Below are 16,509 nucleotides of genomic sequence, written 5' to 3' on the forward strand. Positions count from 1 at the left end.
GCGCCGGCCCGCGGATCAGTGCGCGCGGGTGAGGCGGCGGGTGGCGAGCAGGTTCCAGACACCCGCGGCCAGCACGACCCCGGCGGCGACCGCCGGCGCGACGAGTGCCGCGCCCGCCCCCGCGCTCTCGGCGACCAGGCCGACGAGGGCGGATGCCGCCGACTGGCCGACCACGACGGCCGAGCCGAGCATCGTCATGACGGTGGCCGATCGGCCTTGCGGGCTGTACGCGGCTGCGAGGCTGTACTGCGTGACGAGCGTCGGACCGATGCCGACGCCGATGACCAGCAGCGCGACGGCGATCGCGCCGACGCTGTCGACGAAGGGCAGCGCGAGCGTGCCGGCGACGAGGATCGCGGCGAACGTCAGCCAGCGCGCGGACAGCGTGAACCGGGCCGGGAAGAGCGCGACGCCCAGGGCGAGCGCCGCCGATCCGATGCCCATCGCCCCGTAGACGAGGCCCGCCTGCTCGGGCACACCGCGCTCGGCCATGAACGCCGTGAGCGACGTGAGCATCGACCCGAAGAAGAGGCCCATGCCGAGCGCACCGGCGGCCGGGGCGAGCACGCGGGCGCGGAACAGTTCACGCGCCGGTGCCTGCGCCGGGCGGGCGTCGTCGTGCGCCGAGACGGTGCGGGCGGTGGGGTGGAGTGCGAACGCGCTCACGAACACGAGCGCGAGGACGGCGGCGCCGATGACCGGCGCGGCCGGGTTCAGCGTCGTCGCGAGCAGGCCGACGATCACCGGACCGAAGACGAAGACGATCTCGTCTGCGGCGGACTCGTACGCCATCGCGCCGTTGACGACAGGCGTGCGGCGCTCCTTCGGGTATGCGCGGCCGATGATGCCCACGAGGCGGCTGCGCGAGAGCGGCGACACCTGGGGCATGGTCGCGCCGATGAGGAACGCGGCACCGAGCAGGGCGGCATCCGCCACCGGGGCGAAGGCGAGCCACGCCATCGCCGCGAGCAGCACGCTGTTCGCCGACCCGGCGATGAGCAGCACGCGGCGCTGGCCGAACCGGTCGGCCGCGGCGCCGAGCAGCGGGCCGACGAGCGCGGTGCCGAGACCCGTCATGGCGCTCGTCGCGCCGCCCAGGGCGAGCGAGCCGCGCGCCGACACGACGAGGGTCAGGATGCCGACGACCATCATCGCGAACGGCAGGCGGGCGATCAGCGCGATCGGGAAGTACGCGTAGCCGGCCTCGCGGATGAGGCTCGGTCCGCGTCCGGCACGCGGCTGTGTGCGGGACGCCCGGGTGTCGGTGGGCGACATGGCGGTGTGCATCTTGCTCCTGGCTCTCTGGCCGCCGGCGGCGGCTGATCGTGCCGCCTTGCCCCGCGCAGGACGGCGCGGGCAGGTAGATGCACATCGGGGATGGCCCGGCCAGTCTACCGGGGCCGCCTGGGCAGCGGCCGGGTGGCGGCATCCAGGGGTCTACCGCACCGCGCCGACCATCGCCTCGCCCAGCGGGCTGCGGCGATGCAGCACACGCGCCCCGTCGCGCGTGCTGGCGACGAGCCCCGCGTCGCGGAGCACCGTCAGGTGGTGCGACGCGGTCGAGATCGCGAGGCCGGTGTCGCGGGCGACCTGCGAGGTGGTGCGCGGCTCGTGCGCCTCGAGCAGGATGCGGGCCCGGGCGGGTCCGAGCAGTGCGCCCAGCGCCCCGGCGACGTCGGCCGCGTCGCGCGCCCATGTCGCGGTGACCCCTTGCGCCGGGTAGAACAGCGTGGGCTGGGCGGGCGGCTCGGTGAGCACGAAGCATCCGGCCGTGCCCATCACCGACGGCACCAGGACGAGCCCGCTGCCGTGGCAGTCGACCACTTCGCTCCAGATGCGCATGGTGACGCGCACGGCGCCGTCCGCCCACGCGACGCGGTCGTGCAGGGTTCCGACCATGTCGCCGATGCCGCTCTCGGCGATGCGGCGCGAGCGCACCGCGATGTCGGCGCGCAGGAGGCGCTCCAGCTGCGGCCACACGGGGGCGATCGCGGTGTTCCACACCGACAGCCAGGCGTCGGCGATCATCGCGCGGGCGCGGTCGGGCTGGTCGAGCATGTGCTGCACGGCGGTGCGACGCGCGCCCTCGGACCGCACCAGCACCTTGGTCATGTCGACCGCGAAGCGCTCGTCGTCGATGTCGCGCAGGCGCTCCGCCTCGGCCTCCGGCGTGAGCTCCCACGTCGGCGTGGTGGTCAGGAAGTCGGGGAAGTAGCCCTCGTCGCGGATCAGCAGCGCGAGCACCTCGAAGTCCTCGCGGGGGATGGCGCCCCGGTTCGCGCGCATCCACCCCCACTGCAGCGGGTACTCGTCGGGCCGCAGGATCGCGCGCACCGCGTGGCACAGCTCGTGGCCCGGCGAGATGCCGAACCGGATCGCGGTGAGGTCGTCCGGCGCGAGCAGGAAGTCGACGTACTTTCGATCCACATCGAAACTATAGGGCGAGGGATGCCGCCCCACGAGGCTGAAGACATGAACACCGCAACCCCCGCCATCGTCCCGGCCGCCGCGCTCGGCATCGGCACCGGGCGCACCCGCCGCTTCATCGGTGCCGAGCACGACGCGGCCGTGTCGTACTTCTACGTCGACAACGCGCCCGGCGAAGGCCCCGACCTCCACCGCCACCCGTACCCCGAGACGTGGGTGATCCTCGAGGGCGAAGCGCGCATCACGATCGGCGACGACGTGCTGCACGCCGTCGCCGGCGACACCGCCACCGGACCCGCGAACGTGTGGCACGGATTCAAGAACTGCGGCACCGGCCGACTGCGGGTCCTCGGCATCCACGCCTCCGACCGCATCATCCAGGAGTGGAAGGATGCTCCTGGAGTGCTCGACATCCCCGGCGACAGCAACTGAGACAACACAGCGTCCGAGACAACCAGGAGAAGAACAATGTCGTTCCAGGCATACCTCGACAACATCGAGACCAAGACCGGGCGCACGCCGCGCCAGCTCGTCGACGAGGCGCACGAGAAGGGCTTCGACGAGAAGACCAAGGCCGCGCCCATCGTCGAGTGGCTCGCCGCGGACTACGGCCTCGGCCGCGGGCACGCCATGGCCCTGGTGCACGTCATCACGAAGGGGCCGCAGATCAGCGAGAAGCACGTCGGCACCGACGGCACCCACTCCGACGTCACGAACGTCCTGTGGCTCGACGGCAAGGCGACGAACCCGAACCCCTGAGCGCGCCCGCTCAGGTCTCCGTGGGGATCCAGACGCGCATCGTCGAGGGTCCGCGCTCGGCCCACTCGTGGTACGCCACGAGAGGGACGGTCCGGGATGCCGCCTCCCGCGGCTCCTCGTCCGGCCCGCCGTACGGCCACCCGGCGTCGTCGTCGCCGCGCGTCACCACCTCGATCCACACCCGGCCGTCGCGCTCGGACGGCTGGGCGCCGGACGCGAGCGCGAGACGCGACACGTCGGCGTCCTCGCCGACGTCGACCGACTCCAGGGCGAGCACCTCGGGCCCTCGCTCGACGACGACGCACCCGCGCACGGCGTCGATGCGCGCGTCGGGCGCCGTGAGCCGCGGCTCGATCGGGAGGACGAGTTCGACCACGTCCCCCGGACCGAACGCGCGGCGCACCTCGACCGTGCCGGGCGCCGCGGCGCGTTCCTCGGCGGCCGCGCCGTTTGCGGGCAGCACGCGCACCCGGGCGCCGGTCGCCCACGCGGGCACGCGCAGCGTGAGCGTCCACGGGGCGGCGGTGGCGGCATCCGCCCGCGAGACCACGCGGACCGCTCCCGACGCGGGGTAGTCCGTCTCGACGTCGAACGCCACGACGCGGCCGCCGGCGAGCGTCGTTCGCACCGAGGCCGGCGCGTACTGGTGCAGCTGCACGCCGTCGTCGTCGGCGGTCGCGACGTACGCGTCGAGGCTCGCCAGCGTGCGGGCGACGTTCGGCGGGCAGCACGACACCTCGAACCACGGCGCGCGCAGCGACGAGGAGGCGCGCGGCGACGTCTCGTCGGGGTCGGCGGGCACGCCCGGCACCCGCTGATGCAGCGTGTTGGCGTAGAAGAACGCGCGCCCGTCGGGGGCGGGCGAGGTCGCCACGACGTTGTAAAGCGTGCGCTCGATGAGATCGGCCTGGCGGGGATCCCCGCCGGCGAGCAGCAGGCGCCACGCGAACATGATCGAGCCGACGCCCGCGCACGTCTCGGAGTAGGCGCGGTCGGCGGGCAGCTCCCAGTCCTCGCCGAAAGCCTCGTCCTGGTGATGCGAGCCCTGACCGCCGGTGACGTAGGTGCGGCGCGCGACGGTGTGCTCCCACTGCCGGCGCAGCGCCCCGAGGAGGTCGTCGTCGCCGGTGTCGACGGCGACGTCGGCCGCACCCGCGGCGAGGTAGTTGGCGCGCACGGCGTGCCCGCGCAGCGACCCCGCGTCGCGCACCGGCACGTCGTCCTGGAAGTACTTGCGGCCCCACTCGATGTCGCGCAGCGTGCCGCGGCCATGACGCTCGACGAACACGCGCGCCTGCTCGAGGTACCGCGGATCGCCCGTCGCGCGGGAGAGCTCGGCCAGCCCCACCTCGACCTCGGCGTGCCCGCAGATCGCGTCGCGCCCGTCCGCGCCGAACACCTCGCACACGAGGTCGGCCGCGCGCACGGCGATCCCGAGCAGCCCGTCGTCGGCACCCGGCCGGGTGCGGCTGCGCGCCACAGCGGCCTGGAACAGGTGTCCGAGGCAGTACAGCTCGTGCCCCCACTCGAGGTCGGACCAGCGCTCGCCCTGCCCGGGACGGCCGAACATCGTGTTGAGGTACCCGTCGGGCTCTTGCGCCGCCGCCACGCGCGCAACGACGGTGCGCAGCCGGGCCTCCAGCGCGGGGTCGCCCGTGCGGCCGATCTCCCACGAGAGCGCCTCGAGGAACTTGTACACCTCGGAGTCCGAGAACTCGCGCCCGCGACGGCCTGCCGGCAGCGTGCCGGCAGCCGCGCGGTCGAAGTTGCCGAGCCACCCCTCGGACTCCAGCCGGGACTGGATGTGCTCGAGCGTGGCGCTGCCATTGACCGTCTGCCGGTCGCCCCAGAACCCGCCCGTGATGCGCACCTCGCTCTGGCCGAGAGGGCGAAGCCGCCCGCGCACCGGTGCGACGGGTGCCTGAGGAGTGGTGGTGGTCTGCATGGTCATCCCTTGAAGGCTCCCGACATGAATCCGCGGACGTAATGGCGCTGCAGCACGAGGAACAGCAATATGCAGGGGAGCGCGAGCACGACGACCCCCGCCTCGGTCGCGCCGTAGTCGATGACGCCCTGCACCTGCACGCGGAGGTTGGAAACAGCCAGCGGCAGCGTCATCCGGTTCGTGTCGGTGATGAGGATGAGGGGCGCCATGAAGTCGTTCCAGGCCGCGAGGAAGGCGAACATGCCGACCGTGATGAGGCCCGGCTTGACGGCCGGCAGCAGCACGCGCCGGAGCGCCCCGAAGGTCGTCGCGCCGTCGACCATCGCCGCCTCGTCGAGCTCGCGAGGGACCGACTCGAACGAGATCCGCATCATGAACATCGAGAACGGCAACTGGAACATCGTCAGCACGATCGCCACGCCGACGAGGGAGTTGCTGAGCCCGACCGCGTTGAGGATCACGTACAGCGGGATGAGCAGCGTCGTGTACGGCACCATCAGGATCGCGAGCACCGTGAGGAACAGCAGGTTCTTGCCCGGGAAGCTGAAGCGCGCGAACGCGTACCCGCCGAGGGTCGAGACCACGAGGGTGAGCAGCACCGTGAGCAGCGCCACGAACGTCGAATTGCCGAGGTACACCCAGATGCCGGCCTGGTAGTTCGCGAGGGCGGCGTAGTTGCCGAAGCCCCAGCCCTCGGGCTGGCTGGTGCCCGCGCGCGGGGCGACCGACGACACGGCCGTCCAGATGAGCGGGTACAGGAACATGATCGCGAGCGCGGTGGTCAGCACCGCGTACGGGATGCCGAACACGACACGCATCGCCGGCGAACGCCGGCCGCGCCGAGACGGCTGCACCCGGATGAGCCGGGTCGCGGAGGGAAGGGTCTGCACAGACATGGCGGGAGGTCTCAGTCCTCGTCGGTGCGGCGGAACGCGCGCAGCTGGGCGATGTTGATGAGGATCAGGGCGAGCAGCACGATGACCGACAGTGCCGCGGCGATGCCGAGGTTGTTCTGGCCCTGGAAGGCGACGTTGTAGATCAGCTGGACGATCGTCATCGTGCTGTTGTCGGGCCCGCCCTTGGTGAGGATGTAGAACTGCTCGAACGCCAGCAGCGACCCGGTCACGCACAGCACGACCGTGAGGGCGAAGGTGGGGCGCAGGAGCGGCAGCGTGATGCGGCGGAACGTCTGCCACGTCGAGGCGCCGTCGATGCGGGCGGCCTCGTACACGTCGTCGGGGATCGCCTGCAGGCCCACCAGCATGAGCAGCATGTAGAAGCCTGCGTAGCGCCACACGATGAGGAAGACCGTGGACCACAGCGCGCCCTCCGGCGTGCCGAGGAACGTGAAGCCCCACGACTGCATCAGGTCGGCGAAGGGTCCCGCGTACGGCGAGTACAGCACGTAGAACAGGAGGGATGCCGAGGCCAGCCCGAGTGCGCTCGGCACGAGGAACGACGTACGGAGGATCGACTTCCACCGTGTCGACTCCTGCACCAGGAGGGCGAGCCCGAGGCCCAGCCCGATGAGGAGGATGGTCGTGATGACGGTGTACTTCAGCGTGAACCAGGTGGCGTCCCAGAACAGGCGGTGCTGGACGGCGTCGACGTAGTTCTCGGGGAGGTTCCAGCCCTGGTTGCCCGACAGCAGCGGCCAGTCCGAGGCCGACATCTGCAGCACGAGCGCGAGCGGCACGAGGAACACGAACACCACGAACAGCGCGGTCGGCGAGGCGTACAGCCACCCGCGCAGCGCATCCCGGCGTGCGCGCGGGCTGCGGCGTCGTGGCGGCGGGACGGTCGGGGGACTCGTCGGCGGACTCAGCGTCTCGGCGGTCATGGCTGTCGTTCTCCGGGGGATGGGGGCGGTGGCCCGGTCGCCCGGGCCACCGCCGTCGGTCACTGCGCGAGGATCTCGGTGATGCCGTCGTTGTCGGCGTCGACCGTGTCGGTTCCTTCGAGCACGGCATTGCGCACGAGCGTCAGCCAGGGGCTGCCGGGTGCGTTGAACGCCTGCTGGAAGTTGAGCGCCACAGGGGTGTCGCCCTGCGCCGCGACCTGGTTGATGGTGACGAGGCGCGGGTCCTTCGACGCGTACTCGTTGTCGGCGAAGTCGGCGCGCGAGACCACGTCGTTGTCCTTCGCCAGCACGCCGACCTGTGCGTCCTCCGACATCAGCCACGTGAGGAAGTTCCACGCCTGGGCGGCCTTCTTCGAGTCCTTCGAGACGCCGATGCCGTCGCCGCCGACGAACGTCGAGGCGCCGCCGTCCACGCCCGGGATGCCCGCCACGCCCACGTCGAACGGCGTAGACGACAGCAGCGTCGCGGGGTAGAACATCAGGCCCACGTTGCCCTCGGTGAAGCCCGCGGTCCACGTCGGACCGGCCTCGTCCTGCGAGCTCGGCAGCACGGCGCCCGACTCCCACAGGTCGCGCCAGGTGTCATAGACCTCCTTGGCGGCGTCGTTCGCGAGCAGCGACTCGCGCCCGTCGTCGCTCAGGACCTCTTCGCCCGATGCCCAGATGCTCGGGAACCACGTGAAGACGAGGCATCCACCGCAGTTCAGGCCCGTCGCGGTGCCGTACACACCGTCCTTGCCCAGCGCCTGGATCTTCTTCGCGGCATCGGCGTACTCGGCCATCGTCGCGGGCGCCTTGTCGGGGTCGAGCCCCGCCTCGGTGAAGAGCTCCTTGTTCCAGAACAGCATCGACAGGTCCAGCACGAACGGCAGGACGTGCTCCTTGCCGTCGGCGTCGGTGCCCGCCGACAGGTGGCCCTGGTTGATCTGGTCCTTGTAGTCGAGGCCGTCGATCTGGGCGCTGAGGTCCTGGAACAGTCCCTGTTCGACCCAGTTGGGCACGTAGACGATGTCGGCGGCGAACAGGTCGGGCAGCCCGCCGGAGCCGGCGGCCGCGCCGACCTTCGCGACGTAGTCGTCATTGGGCACGACAGTGAGCTCGACCTGGTTCTTGTGCGACGCGTTGTAGGCGTCGACGAGCAGATTGGCCTGCTTCTCGAGGGGTGCCCGCGTCCACAGGGTGAGCGTCGAGCCGTCGTCGGTGCCCTCGGCCGGGATCGACTCGTTCGGGGTCGGGGTGTCGCCGCCCCCCGAGCAGGCGACGAGGCCGCCGATGAGGGCGCCCGCCGTGACGAGTGCCGTGGCCGCACGCAGCGCGGCACGACGTCGGTTGGTGATCATGCAACTGTCTCCTCTGGCTCTTCTTCGAGCGGATGACGCCGATCGGGTCGGCACCGCTGCGTTGGGGTGCAAGAGGCTTTCGAAATCTCCGAAAGCCATTTCGTGCAAGCTATCGCCCGGGTTATCGTGTCGTCAAGTAGTGTCTTCGATAACGTTTAAGCACCGAAGGGGGTGCCGGTGGCAGCGAACGAGACGGGATCGAGGACCGCCACGCTCAGCGACGTGGCCAGGCTCGCGGGAGTGTCGATCGCGACGGCGTCCAAAGCGCTCAACGACCGCGACGACGTCGCGGTGGCGACGCGGCAGCGCGTGCTTCGCGCCGCCGAGGAGCTGTCGTTCACCCCGAACGCCATGGCCAAGGGGCTCCTTGCGGGCCGCACCGGGACCGTGGGACTGCTCACGAGCGACCTCGAGGGCCGCTTCATGATCCCGATCCTGATGGGCGCCGAAGACGCGTTCGGGGCCGGACAGGTCAACGTGTTCCTGTGCGACGCGCGCGGCGACGCGATCCGGGAGCAGCATCACCTCAAGGCCCTCCTCAGCCGCCGCGTCGACGGCATCATCGTCGTCGGGCGCCAGACCGACCCGCGCCCGTCGCTCGGGCAGGAGATCCCGGTGCCTGTGGTCTACGCCTACGCGCCGTCCGACGATCCGCGCGACCTCTCGCTCACGCCCGACAACTACGTCGGCGGACGCATGGCGATCGAGCACCTCATCGCGTGCGGCCGCACCCGCATCGCCCACATCACGGGCGACCCGGCCTACGCGGCGGCGCAGGACCGCATCGCCGGCGCCCGCGCGGCGCTCGACGCGGCCGGACTCGAGCTCGTCGGCGACCCGATGTTCTCGGAGTGGACCGAGCACTGGGGGCGGGATGCCGCGGCCATGCTGCTGCAGCGCCACCCCGATGTCGACGCGGTCTTCTGCGGGTCCGACCAGATCGCACGCGGCGTGCTCGACACGGCCCGGGATCTCGGCCGCAGCGTCCCCGACGACCTCGCAGTCATCGGGTACGACAACTGGGAGGTGCTGGCGACCAACTCGCGTCCGCAGCTGACCAGCATCGACGCCAACCTGCAGCAGCTCGGCCGCCAGGCGGCGCAGCGCGTGTTCGACGCCATCGACGGCGTCGACATCGGCCAGGGCACGCACCACCTGCCGGTGCGCCTGGTGATCCGCGGGTCGACGATCCCGCGGCGGTGAGTCCCTGCGCCGTCCACGGAGGGCGGGATGCCGCGGCTACGCCTCCGTGCGGCGCCACCACCGCCGGCGGCGCCGCGGTGCGGCATCCCCGCCGTCCGCCGTCGCGTCCGCCTCGGCCGCGGCGCGGGCCTTGCGGCGCAGCGCCCACGCCGCCACCTCCGCCTCGACGTCGCGCGTCGGCGTGACCACCGGCGGGCCTCCGAGCAGCTGACGACGGGCCTCGACGACGCGGCGGTTGAAGTCGTCGAGCGCGTCCCGCACCTCAGACTCGCGGGTGAGCTGGTCGAGGCTCGCCTCCAGCCCCTCGCTCTCGACGCGGAGCATGAGCGCCGGCGGACCGAGCCCGGTGAGCTGCTCGGTCTCGATCTTGCGGCGGATCCACCAATCGGGGTCGTGATGGTCGCCGAGCCCGGGCAGCGGCTTGCCGGCACCCGGCAGGTCGTCGAACTCGCCGCGGCGGATCGCCTGCTGGATCGCCGTCTCGACGACCGCCGCGCGATCGGCCGCCGAGTACGCCCGCGCAGCGTGCGCGGCATCCCCCTCCGTGTCGGCGTCTTCGCCGCTGTGGGCGGCGCGGTACCGGGCGGCGGCGAGGCGCGGGTCTTCGCTCATGATCCCGAGACGTGGTCCCGCCACGAGTGCTGCGGGTCGTAGCCGAGCAGACGCCGCGCCTTGCCGATCGCGAGGAGCGTCTCGTGCTCGCCGAACTCGCGGGCCAGCGGCACGCCGGGGAACACCTCGGCGACGAGCTCGGCGTTCGGGCGCGACATGACGGTGTCGGCCGCGGCGATGATGTACGTCTCGAACCCGGGCGGCGCGACCTCGAGAGCGCGCTCCACGGCCTGCGCGCCGTCGCAGGCGTCGATGTACCCCCACAGGTTCCACTTGCGCTTGGTCGCGTCGTCGTCGTACGACGGGAAGGCCGTGTAGTCCTCCGGCACCATGACGTTCGAGAACCGCAGGCCCGTGATCGACAGGTCGGGGTGCCAGCGGACGAGCTCCACCGCCATACGCTCCTCGAGAGTCTTGACGAGCGAGTAGACCGACTCGGGGCGCGGCGCGTACTCCTCGTCGACGGGGATGTAGGGCGGCGGCACGTCGAACGGCAGGCCGAGCACCGTCTCGCTCGACGCGTACACGATCCGGCGGATGCCGAGCCGCACCGCGGCCCAGAACACGTTGAACGTGGCGGTCATGTTGTTGTGGAAGGTCGCGACGTCGGAGCGGATGCCGGGGGCCGGGATCGCGCCGAGATGCACGACCGCGTCGAACCCGTCGTGGCGGTCGTTCACCGCGGTCAGGGCGTCGACGACCTGTCCGTAGTCGGTGAGGTCGACCTGGACGAAGCCGGGCCCGCGGGCCCCCACCACGTCGAGGCCGATGACGTCGTGGCCGGCGACGCGGAGCTCGCGCGCGACCACGGTGCCGAGCTTTCCGGACGAGCCGGTGAGGGCGATGCGCATGACTCCACCCTGCCACTTCGCGACGGGTCCGGTCCGGGAGCCTGCAGAGGATCGGTCGGTCGTGCAGGGTGCGACGCCGTGTCGGCCGCCCGCACCCCGCTCAGGTGACGGATGACCGACCGGCCGCGGACACATGATTCCGTCCGGCTAAGGTTGCCGCCATGGACGACAGCGGCAGAGCGCCCGGCGCGCGGGTCGGGGTGCGCGACGTGGCGCGCGAGGCCGGCGTCTCGACCCAGACGGTGTCGCGCGTCCTCAACGAGCACCCGAACATCCGGCCCGAGACGCGTGACCGCGTGCTGGCCGCGATCGACCGGCTCGACTACCGAGTCAACAACGCCGCCCGCGCCCTCGGCACGCGTACGACGCGGACCCTCGGGGTGATCGCGTCGGATGCGACGCTGTACGGCCCCGCCGTCGGCATCGCCGCGCTGGAGGCCGCGGCGCGCGACGCCGGCCGGTGGATCGCCACGGCGTACGCCGACGCGTCGCACGAGGCATCCGTCCGCGACGCGGCGGAGCGGCTCCTCGGGCAGGGCGTCGACGGGCTCATCGTGCTCGCACCCCATGCGGCGACCCTGTCGTCCCTCACCGACGCGCACCCCGGGATCGCGATCTCGGCGCTGCACACCGGCGCGGGCGCGGACCATCAGGCCGACGGCGCGGCGCTCGCCGTCGCGCACCTCGTGGACCTCGGGCACCGGCGGATCGGCCGGGTGTCCGGTCCGCAGGAGTGGCTGGAGGCCCGCTCGCGCGAGGTCGGCGCCCGGCGGGCTCTCGCCGGCGCGGGACTCGAGCCCGGTCCGCGGTGGTCGGGCGACTGGACGGCGGCGGCCGGTGCGGCCCTCGCGCCCCGCGTCGCGGCGGCCGTGCGCGCGGCGGACGGGCCGACCGCGATCGCCGTCGCGAACGACCAGATGGCGCTCGGGCTCATGGCGGGGCTGCGCGAGGCCGGGCTCGACGTTCCGGGTGATGTGAGTGTGACCGGCTTCGACGACAACCCGGATGCGGCGTACTACCGTCCCTCGCTCACCACGGTCGGCCTCGACCTGACCGGCGAGGCGCACCGCGCGGTGGCCGCGGTGCTGGGTGTCGCCGCTCGTGAGGCTGCGGCCCCGCGGCTCGTCGCACGCGCTTCGACGGCCGCACCGCGCTGAGCCGCGGCATCCGTTCCCGTCCGGCCGGGCTGCACCGGATTCAGGAAGAACCGGTCGAGCCGTGCGCATTCACCCCGGGAATCCGGTGCTGCGGAGCGCGCGCGTGGCAGATCTCCTGAATTCTGCGCGGGCGCGAAGGGTGGCGGCACGCCAGTGTTACCGGTAACATTGGCGAGGTTGCGGCAAGGATCGCCGCGCCACGAGACCCGACGGAGGACCCCGTGACCAGCCCCGAACCGGCGCCGCCTGCGCCGACGTTCCCCCCCGAGGTGGCGGCATCCATCGCCGAGGTCCGCGCCGAGGTCGCGAAGCTCCACGGCGAGCTCGTGCGCTACGGCCTCGTGGTGTGGACCGGCGGCAACGTGTCGGGACGCGTGCCCGGCGCCGACCTGTTCGTCATCAAGCCGTCGGGGGTGAGCTACGACGACCTCGCCCCCGGGAACATGATCCTGTGCGACCTCGACGGCAACGTCGTGCCGGGCTCCGAGGGCAGCGACCGCAGCCCGTCGAGCGACACCGCCGCGCACGCCTACGTGTACCGCCACATGCCCGAGGTCGGGGGAGTCGTGCACACGCACTCGACCTTCGCGGTGGCCTGGGCGGCACGGGGCGAGGAGATCCCGTGCGTCATCACCGCGATGGCCGACGAGTTCGGCGGGCCGATCCCGGTCGGCCCGTTCGCGATCATCGGCGACGACTCGATCGGCCGCGGCATCGTGCAGACGCTGACGGGGCACCGCAGCCGGGCCGTGCTGATGCAGAACCACGGCCCGTTCACGATCGGCGTCTCGGCGAAGGATGCCGTCAAGGCCGCCGTCATGGTCGAGGACGTCGCCCGCACCGTCCACTATGCGCGCGAGGCCGGCCCGCTCGTCGCGATTCCGCAGGAAGCGATCGACAGCCTCTACAACCGGTACCAGAACGTGTACGGGCAATCGTCCGACGAGCGCCGCGAGGGCGAGAAGTGACCGTGGACGCTTCGTCTCGTTCCTCGCTCAGCGCACGTGCCGCCGGGCGGGCGATCCTCGACGGTCGCACCGCGCTCGGCATCGAGTTCGGCTCGACGCGCATCAAGGCGTGCCTCGTCGACGCCGACGATCCGTCGACGGTGCTCGCGGTCGGCGGCCACGAGTGGGAGAACCAGTACCGCGAGAGGCTCTGGACGTATGCCCTCGACGATGTGTGGACCGGCCTGCAGGCCGCGTTCGCCGACCTGGTCGCCGACGCCGAGCGCCGCCACGGTGTGCGCCCGACGACGTTCGGCGCGATCGGCGTCTCGGCGATGATGCACGGCTACCTGGCGTTCGACGAGGCCGGCGAGCTGCTCGTGCCGTTCCGCACGTGGCGCAACACCAACACCGGTCCGGCGGCCACCGAGCTCACCGAGCTGTTCGGCGTCAACATCCCGCTGCGCTGGTCGATCGCCCACCTGCACCAGGCCGTCGTCGACGCCGAGGCGCATGTGCCCGACGTGCGCTTCGTCACGACCCTCGCCGGGTACGTGCACTGGCGGCTGACGGGCGAGAAGGTGCTGGGCGTCGGCGACGCGTCCGGCATGTTCCCCATCGACTCCGCGAACCGCGACTACGACGCCGATCTCGTCGCCCGGTACGACGCCCTTCGACAGGCTCAGGGACCGGTCGCCGGCCGTGTCCCCGCGCTCGTCGAACTGCTGCCGCGCGTGCTTGTCGCGGGCGAGGCCGCCGGCTCCCTGACGGCCGAGGGCGCTGCGCTCCTCGACCCGAGCGGGAATGTGGCCGCCGGCATCCCGTTCTGCCCTCCTGAGGGGGATGCCGGAACCGGCATGGTCGCCACGAACGCCGTCGCGCCGCGCACGGGCAACGTGAGCGCCGGCACGAGCATCTTCGCGATGGTCGTGCTCGAGCGCCCGCTGCAGAGCGTGCATCACGAGCTCGACCTCGTCACGACGCCGTCCGGCGACGCGGTGGCGATGGTGCACTGCAACAACGGCGCCAGCGAGCTCGGCGCGTGGGCGGGGCTGTTCGGCCGGTTCGCTGCGGCGGCGGGGGTGCCCGTCGACAACGACGCCGTGTTCGACGTGCTGTTCCGCGAGGCGCTCGACGCCGAGGCCGACGCCGGCGGGCTGCTCGCGTACAACCACCTCGCGGGCGAGCCGATCGCGGGCCTCGACGAGGGGCGTCCGCTGTTCGTCCGCACGCCCGACAGTGCATTCACGCTCGGCAGCTTCGCGCGCGCCCAGCTGTACGGCGTCTTCGGCACGCTGGCGCTCGGCATGCGTGTGCTCGACGCCGAAGGCGTGGGACTGGACCGCATGTTCGCCCACGGCGGCCTGTTCCGCACCGCGGGCGTCGCGCAGCGCTTCCTCGCCGCGGCGCTGGACGCGCCCGTCGCCGTCGGCGACACCGCGAGCGAGGGCGGCGCGTGGGGGATCGCCGTGCTGGCCGCGTACGCGCGGGCGGTGGGGGATGCCGGCGGTGCGGCATCCCGTCTTTCCGAGTATCTCGACCAGACGGTGTTCGCCGGCGCCGCTGTCGACGTCGCCGACCCGGAGCCGGCGGACGTCGCCGGCTTCGCCGCCTACCTCGACCGCTATCGCGCCGGCCTCGCCGTCGAAGCCGCCGCCGTCACCGCTCTCACCGGTCGTTGAGCGGGCGAAGCGAGACGAAACGCTCCGAGGTCGCCTCGCCGCGTTTCGTCTCGCTCGTTCCTCGCTCGCTCAACGACCGGCCCTAAAGAAGGAACCGAAATGACCCGCACACCCCTGTCCACCTCGCTCGACGCGTACGAGATCTGGTTCGTCACCGGCAGCCAGACGCTGTACGGCGAAGAGACCCTGCGCCAGGTGGCCGAGCAGTCCCAGGCGGTCGCCGCCGGTCTCGACGGCCTGCCCGTCAAGATCGTGTGGAAGCCGGTGCTCAAGGACTCCGACGCGATCCGCCGGCTCGCCCTCGACGTCAACGCCCGCGACGAGGTGATCGGCGTCATCGCGTGGATGCACACCTTCAGCCCCGCGAAGATGTGGATCGCGGGTCTCGATGCGCTGCGCAAGCCGCTGCTGCACCTGCACACGCAGGCCAACGTCGAGCTGCCGTGGGCCGACATCGACTTCGACTTCATGAACCTCAACCAGGCCGCGCACGGCGACCGCGAGTTCGGGTACATCCAGACCCGCCTCGGCGTCGCCCGCAAGACGGTCGTCGGCCACGTGTCGAACCCGGCGGTGCGGCAGCAGGTCGAGGACTGGCAGCGCGCGGCGGCCGGGTGGGCGGCATCCCGTTCGCTCAAGCTCGCCCGCTTCGGCGACAACATGCGCTACGTCGCGGTCACCGAGGGTGACAAGACCGAGGCCGAGCTGCGGTTCGGCGTGCAGGTGAACACGTGGGGCGTCAACGAGCTCGTCGAGGCGGTGGATGCCGCGACCGACGCCGACGTCGACGCGCTGGTCGAGGTGTACCTGGCCGAGTACGACGTGGCCGAAGAGCTGCGCCCGGGCGGCGAGCGTCACCAGTCGCTGCGCGACGGTGCGGCGATCGAGCTGGGCCTGCGCTCGTTCCTGGAGGAGGGCGGCTTCGGCGCCTTCACGACCTCGTTCGAGGACCTCGGTGCGCTGAAGCAGCTGCCGGGTCTCGCCGTGCAGCGCCTCATGGCGGAGGGCTATGGCTTCGGCGCCGAGGGCGACTGGAAGACCGCGATCCTGGTGCGCATCGCGAACGTCATGGGCGAGGGACTCCCGGGCGGCGCGAGCCTCATGGAGGACTACACCTACGACCTCGTCGCCGGCGACGAGAAGATCCTCGGCGCGCACATGCTCGAGGTCTCGCCGTCGCTGACCTCGGCCAAGCCGCGCCTGGAGGTGCACGCACTGGGCATCGGCGGCAAGGACGACCCGGTGCGTCTCGTCTTCACCGCCGACCCCGGCCCGGCGCTGGTCGTCGCGATGAGCGACATGCGCGACCGGTTCCGCCTGGTCGCCAACGTCGTCGAGAACGTCGACGCCCCCGACCTGCCGAACCTCCCGGTGGGGCGCGCCGTGTGGAAGCCGGCGCCTGACTTCGCCACCAGCGCGGCCTGCTGGCTCGCCGCCGGCGCCGCGCACCACACCGTCATGACGACCGCGGTGGGCATCGAGGTGTTCCGCGACTTCGCCGAGATCGCCGCCACCGAGCTCGTCGTCATCGACGACGACACCACGGTGCGCGGCTTCCAGCGCGAACTGCGCTGGAACCAGGCGTACTACCGCCTCGCCCAGGGCCTCTGAGCCTCCGCGGACTCCCAGGTCTCGTCGAGGCCGGGGATTCCGCGCGAACCCGGCGGTGTCGCCCGCCTCGGGGATGCCCGGGTTCGAGGCCGCGCGAACCTCGCCGCTACTCTG

General features: G+C 72.0%; 15 protein-coding genes. 7 read left to right on the forward strand and 8 right to left on the reverse strand.

Annotated features, from left to right (window positions below; all coding sequences use genetic code 11):
• Positions 1-15 precede the first annotated feature (15 nt).
• Together ACFWJ8_RS16255 and ACFWJ8_RS16260 are read right to left on the reverse strand one after the other, a co-directional pair.
• Entirely contained in the window at positions 16-1,287 is a 1,272-nt protein-coding gene (locus tag ACFWJ8_RS16255) for an MFS transporter (protein WP_378813472.1), read from the reverse strand.
• Between the two features lie 150 nt (positions 1,288-1,437).
• On the reverse strand, positions 1,438-2,427 hold the full coding sequence (locus ACFWJ8_RS16260; RefSeq protein ID WP_378813474.1) for a DUF5937 family protein: 990 nt from the start codon (positions 2,425-2,427) through the stop codon (positions 1,438-1,440).
• Between the two features lie 45 nt (positions 2,428-2,472).
• Between ACFWJ8_RS16260 and ACFWJ8_RS16265 the strand changes: the two genes are divergently transcribed.
• Positions 2,473-2,859, forward strand: a complete 387-nt coding sequence (locus tag ACFWJ8_RS16265) for a cupin domain-containing protein (protein WP_378813476.1) — start codon at positions 2,473-2,475, stop codon at positions 2,857-2,859.
• 36 nt (positions 2,860-2,895) lie between these two features.
• Entirely contained in the window at positions 2,896-3,186 is a 291-nt protein-coding gene (locus ACFWJ8_RS16270; protein ID WP_378813477.1) for a DUF4287 domain-containing protein, read from the forward strand.
• 10 nt (positions 3,187-3,196) lie between these two features.
• On the opposite strand, the gene ACFWJ8_RS16275 is transcribed toward ACFWJ8_RS16270, so the two are convergent.
• Genes ACFWJ8_RS16275 through ACFWJ8_RS16290 form a run of 4 tightly spaced genes read right to left on the reverse strand, consistent with a single transcriptional unit; the run spans position 3,197 to position 8,332 of the window.
• Positions 3,197-5,137, reverse strand: a complete 1,941-nt coding sequence (locus tag ACFWJ8_RS16275) for a glycoside hydrolase family 127 protein (protein ID WP_378813479.1) — start codon at positions 5,135-5,137, stop codon at positions 3,197-3,199.
• The gene (locus tag ACFWJ8_RS16280) at positions 5,134-6,027 is read right to left on the reverse strand and encodes a carbohydrate ABC transporter permease (RefSeq protein ID WP_378813481.1); all 894 of its coding nucleotides are present in this window, start codon (positions 6,025-6,027) and stop codon (positions 5,134-5,136) included. The genes ACFWJ8_RS16275 and ACFWJ8_RS16280 overlap by 4 nt, the downstream gene beginning before the upstream one ends.
• 11 nt (positions 6,028-6,038) lie before the next feature.
• Positions 6,039-6,971 carry a carbohydrate ABC transporter permease gene (locus ACFWJ8_RS16285; RefSeq protein WP_378813483.1) on the reverse strand — a complete coding sequence of 311 codons (933 nt, stop codon included), beginning with the start codon at positions 6,969-6,971 and terminating at the stop codon, positions 6,039-6,041.
• Between the two features lie 59 nt (positions 6,972-7,030).
• Positions 7,031-8,332: an ABC transporter substrate-binding protein gene (locus tag ACFWJ8_RS16290; protein WP_378813485.1), complete on the reverse strand. Its 1,302-nt coding sequence runs from the start codon at positions 8,330-8,332 to the stop codon at positions 7,031-7,033.
• Between the two features lie 177 nt (positions 8,333-8,509).
• Between ACFWJ8_RS16290 and ACFWJ8_RS16295 the strand changes: the two genes are divergently transcribed.
• Positions 8,510-9,535, forward strand: coding sequence for a LacI family DNA-binding transcriptional regulator (locus tag ACFWJ8_RS16295; protein WP_378813487.1), 1,026 nt, complete (start codon positions 8,510-8,512; stop codon positions 9,533-9,535).
• Positions 9,536-9,571: 36 nt separating this feature from the next.
• Here ACFWJ8_RS16295 and ACFWJ8_RS16300 read toward each other — a convergent pair whose 3' ends face one another.
• Together ACFWJ8_RS16300 and ACFWJ8_RS16305 are read right to left on the reverse strand one after the other, a co-directional pair.
• Positions 9,572-10,147 (reverse strand): DUF1992 domain-containing protein, encoded by a 576-nt coding sequence (locus tag ACFWJ8_RS16300; RefSeq protein WP_378813489.1) that lies wholly within the window; start codon positions 10,145-10,147, stop codon positions 9,572-9,574.
• On the reverse strand, positions 10,144-10,998 hold the full coding sequence (locus ACFWJ8_RS16305; RefSeq protein WP_378813491.1) for an NAD-dependent epimerase/dehydratase family protein: 855 nt from the start codon (positions 10,996-10,998) through the stop codon (positions 10,144-10,146). Before ACFWJ8_RS16305 ends, ACFWJ8_RS16300 begins: the two co-directional genes overlap by 4 nt.
• Positions 10,999-11,159: 161 nt before the next feature.
• Between ACFWJ8_RS16305 and ACFWJ8_RS16310 the strand changes: the two genes are divergently transcribed.
• From ACFWJ8_RS16310 to araA, 4 genes are all read left to right on the forward strand, one after another.
• Complete coding sequence (locus ACFWJ8_RS16310) at positions 11,160-12,155, forward strand: LacI family DNA-binding transcriptional regulator (RefSeq protein ID WP_378813493.1); 996 nt, start codon at positions 11,160-11,162, stop codon at positions 12,153-12,155.
• 269 nt (positions 12,156-12,424) lie between these two features.
• Complete coding sequence (locus ACFWJ8_RS16315; protein ID WP_378813676.1) at positions 12,425-13,123, forward strand: L-ribulose-5-phosphate 4-epimerase; 699 nt, start codon at positions 12,425-12,427, stop codon at positions 13,121-13,123.
• The gene (locus ACFWJ8_RS16320) at positions 13,120-14,784 is read left to right on the forward strand and encodes a xylulokinase (protein ID WP_378813494.1); all 1,665 of its coding nucleotides are present in this window, start codon (positions 13,120-13,122) and stop codon (positions 14,782-14,784) included. Before ACFWJ8_RS16315 ends, ACFWJ8_RS16320 begins: the two co-directional genes overlap by 4 nt.
• Positions 14,785-14,883: 99 nt before the next feature.
• Positions 14,884-16,395, forward strand: coding sequence for an L-arabinose isomerase (araA, locus tag ACFWJ8_RS16325; protein WP_378813496.1), 1,512 nt, complete (start codon positions 14,884-14,886; stop codon positions 16,393-16,395).
• Positions 16,396-16,509: the final 114 nt, after the last annotated feature.

This window comes from Microbacterium sp. NPDC058389 (assembly GCF_042722305.1).
Taxonomy (GTDB): Bacteria; Actinomycetota; Actinomycetes; order Actinomycetales; family Microbacteriaceae; genus Microbacterium.